General features: G+C 69.3%; 2 protein-coding genes. One reads left to right on the top strand and one right to left on the bottom strand.

Annotation, left to right across the window (positions count from 1 at the left end; translation table 11 throughout):
- Nucleotides 1-347: 347 nt before the first annotated feature.
- The gene (locus AB0O21_RS40380; protein ID WP_365180992.1) at nucleotides 348-1,289 is read right to left on the bottom strand and encodes an oxidoreductase; all 942 of its coding nucleotides are present in this window, start codon (nucleotides 1,287-1,289) and stop codon (nucleotides 348-350) included.
- Nucleotides 1,290-1,375: 86 nt separating this feature from the next.
- Between AB0O21_RS40380 and AB0O21_RS40375 the strand changes: the two genes are divergently transcribed.
- A complete protein-coding gene (locus AB0O21_RS40375; RefSeq protein ID WP_365180994.1) occupies nucleotides 1,376-1,975 on the top strand; it encodes a TetR family transcriptional regulator in 600 nt (199 codons plus the stop codon).
- The last annotated feature ends 341 nt before the right edge of the window (nucleotides 1,976-2,316 follow it).

Genomic DNA, 2,316 nt, shown 5'->3' with positions numbered 1-2,316 from the left:
TCCTTCGTCGTCGCGTCGCTTCGCGATGGCCTTCGGCCACCCTTGACAGGCCGTCCCGCCACGGAAAGACAAGAGACTGCCGGGAAACCCCCAAAGGAACGGGCCGGGCAGAAAGAGGCAGAAGCGGGTCAGTCAGGGATGTCCGACCCCGCCCGGTAGGGGGCGCGCCACGGCCCGGGCCCCCGGAGGCCGCTCCCCGAGCCGGGCAGGCGGCCACCCATCGCCGAACCTCGACCACAAGGACCCCAGGGCCGGTGGGCGCATCAGATCGCTACGCGCTCCTCGATGACGGCGTCCGCGACCGGTCTTGGGCTGGTCATAAGCCGCGACAGATCGCTACGCGCGCCTCATTGCCCGGCGACCGACTGCCGTCCGGGGCTGGTCGGGAACACGAAGCGGACGTCGGTGAGTTGCTCCGAGAGGTGCCACAGGCGGCGGCCGGTTTCCGGGTCGGCCGCTGCGGGGGACAGCCGGACCGTCGTCGGCCCGCCGCGCAGTTCGGCCAGACCGTCCGGTCCGATGAACTGGCCGCCCGCCACGGGGGCGGTCGCCGCGTACAGCTGGGGCAGGGCTCCCTGGTCCGGTGACTGGGCGAGGGGGCTGAGGATGCGGCCGAAGATCAGCTTGGTCAGGCCGGTCGGGGTGCTCGTCTGCAGGTTGGTGGCGGTGTAGCCGGGGTGGGCGAGCACACTGCGCAACGGGCTGCCGGCCTCGGTCAGCCGACGGTGGAGCTCGATTCCGAAGACGGCGTTGGCGAACTTCGACTGGTTGTAGAAGGCCATCGGCTTGTAGCCGCGCTCGCCGGTGATGTCGTCGAAGTGGATGCGCCCCTGCCTGTGGTTGGTCGAACTCACCGTGACGACCCGGGCGTCGCCGCCCGTCAGCAGGTCGAGCAGCAGTCCCGTGAGCGCGAAGTGGCCGAGGTGGTTGGCGGCGAACTGCAGCTCGTGCCCCTGGGCGCTGAGCGTCCGGGGAGGTGCCATCACGCCGGCGTTGTTGACGAGCACGTCCAGCCGCGCATGGTCCGCACGCAATCCGTGGGCGAAGGTCCTCACCGAGTCGAGGTCGGCGAGGTCGAGTCGGCGCACCTCAAGACTGGCGTCCGGCTGCCGGGCGGTGATCTCCGTGACCGCCCGATGCCCCTTCTCCTCGTCTCGTACGGCGAGAATCACGTGCCCGCCGTGACGGGCGAGGATCCGTGTCGTCGCAAGACCGAGGCCGCTGTTGGCTCCGGTGACGACGAACACGCGCTTGTTCTGGTCCGGTATCTCTTCCACAGTCCAACCCATGTGACACAGGCTGCCCCTAGTGGCACTAAGTGTCAAGATGAACCTGAGTGCCACCCAAGGCATTGGGTTACCATGACCCGGTGAATATCAGCCTGGCCGAGCGCAAGCGCCGTCTCGTCTCGAACGAGCTGACCGAGGCAGCCCTCCAGCTGCTGGCGGTGAAGGGTTTCGATGCGGTGACCGTCGATGAGATCGTCGCCGCCGCCGGTGTGTCCAAGAGGACGTTCTTCCGGTACTTCGCCTCCAAGGAGGACGTGGTCGTCCAGTTCCTGGCCGACATGGGCACCGGAATCCGCGCGGAACTGGCCGCCCGCCCCGCCCAGGAAACCCCCTCCGAGTCTCTGAGGCACGCGATCTCGGTCCCCATCGCCGCCTGCGGCGACCACTCCGAGCGCGCCCTGCGCGTCGTCCAGCTGATCCTGCGCACACCCGCCCTCCACGCCCGCTTCCTGGAGCGCCAGGCGCAGTGGCGCGACGAGCTCGCACAGGAGCTGACGACCCGTACGGGCCCCGACGCCGGCCTGTACCCGCAACTGGCCGCCGGAATGACCCTGACGGCCTTCGACGCCGTACTGCAACGCTGGAGCGACAGCGATGGCTCGGAGGACCCGACCGAGCTGACCTCCCAGGCCTTCGCCGTCATCGCCCCCGCATTGGACCAGCCTGCGACGGGCCGCAGTCGCTGAGCGATGAGGAGCGCGTAGCGATCTGCCGCGGCTGGATCAGCCCCAGACGGGTCGCAGACGCCGTCGTCGAGGAGCGCGTAGCGATTTGACGCGCCCACCGGCCCCGAGCTCCTTGTGGTCGAGGTTCATTGGCGGCTGTGCCGCCTGCCCGGGGCCGGGGCCGGCCTGGGAGGGCCCGAGGCAGGGCGCGCCCCCTGACGGGAGGGGCCGCACATCCCTGGCTGACCCGTCTCTCGCCTCTATCCCCCGGCCCGTTCTTTTGGGGGTTTCCCGGCAGTCTCTTGTCTTTCCGTGGCGGGACGGCCTGAAGCTCCTATAGATCGTCAAGTGGTCTGTGGGTG

It is taken from the genome of Streptomyces sp. NPDC091371 (assembly GCF_040684275.1).
In the GTDB taxonomy this organism is placed as follows: Bacteria; Actinomycetota; Actinomycetes; order Streptomycetales; family Streptomycetaceae; genus Streptomyces.
This window is presented reverse-complemented; position numbering and strand designations above follow the sequence as displayed.

Excerpts from the sequence above, each read along its gene's own strand:
- AB0O21_RS40380 (WP_365180992.1), bottom strand. The coding sequence starts at position 1,289 with ATGGGTTGGACTGTGGAAGAGATACCGGACCAGAACAAGCGCGTGTTC.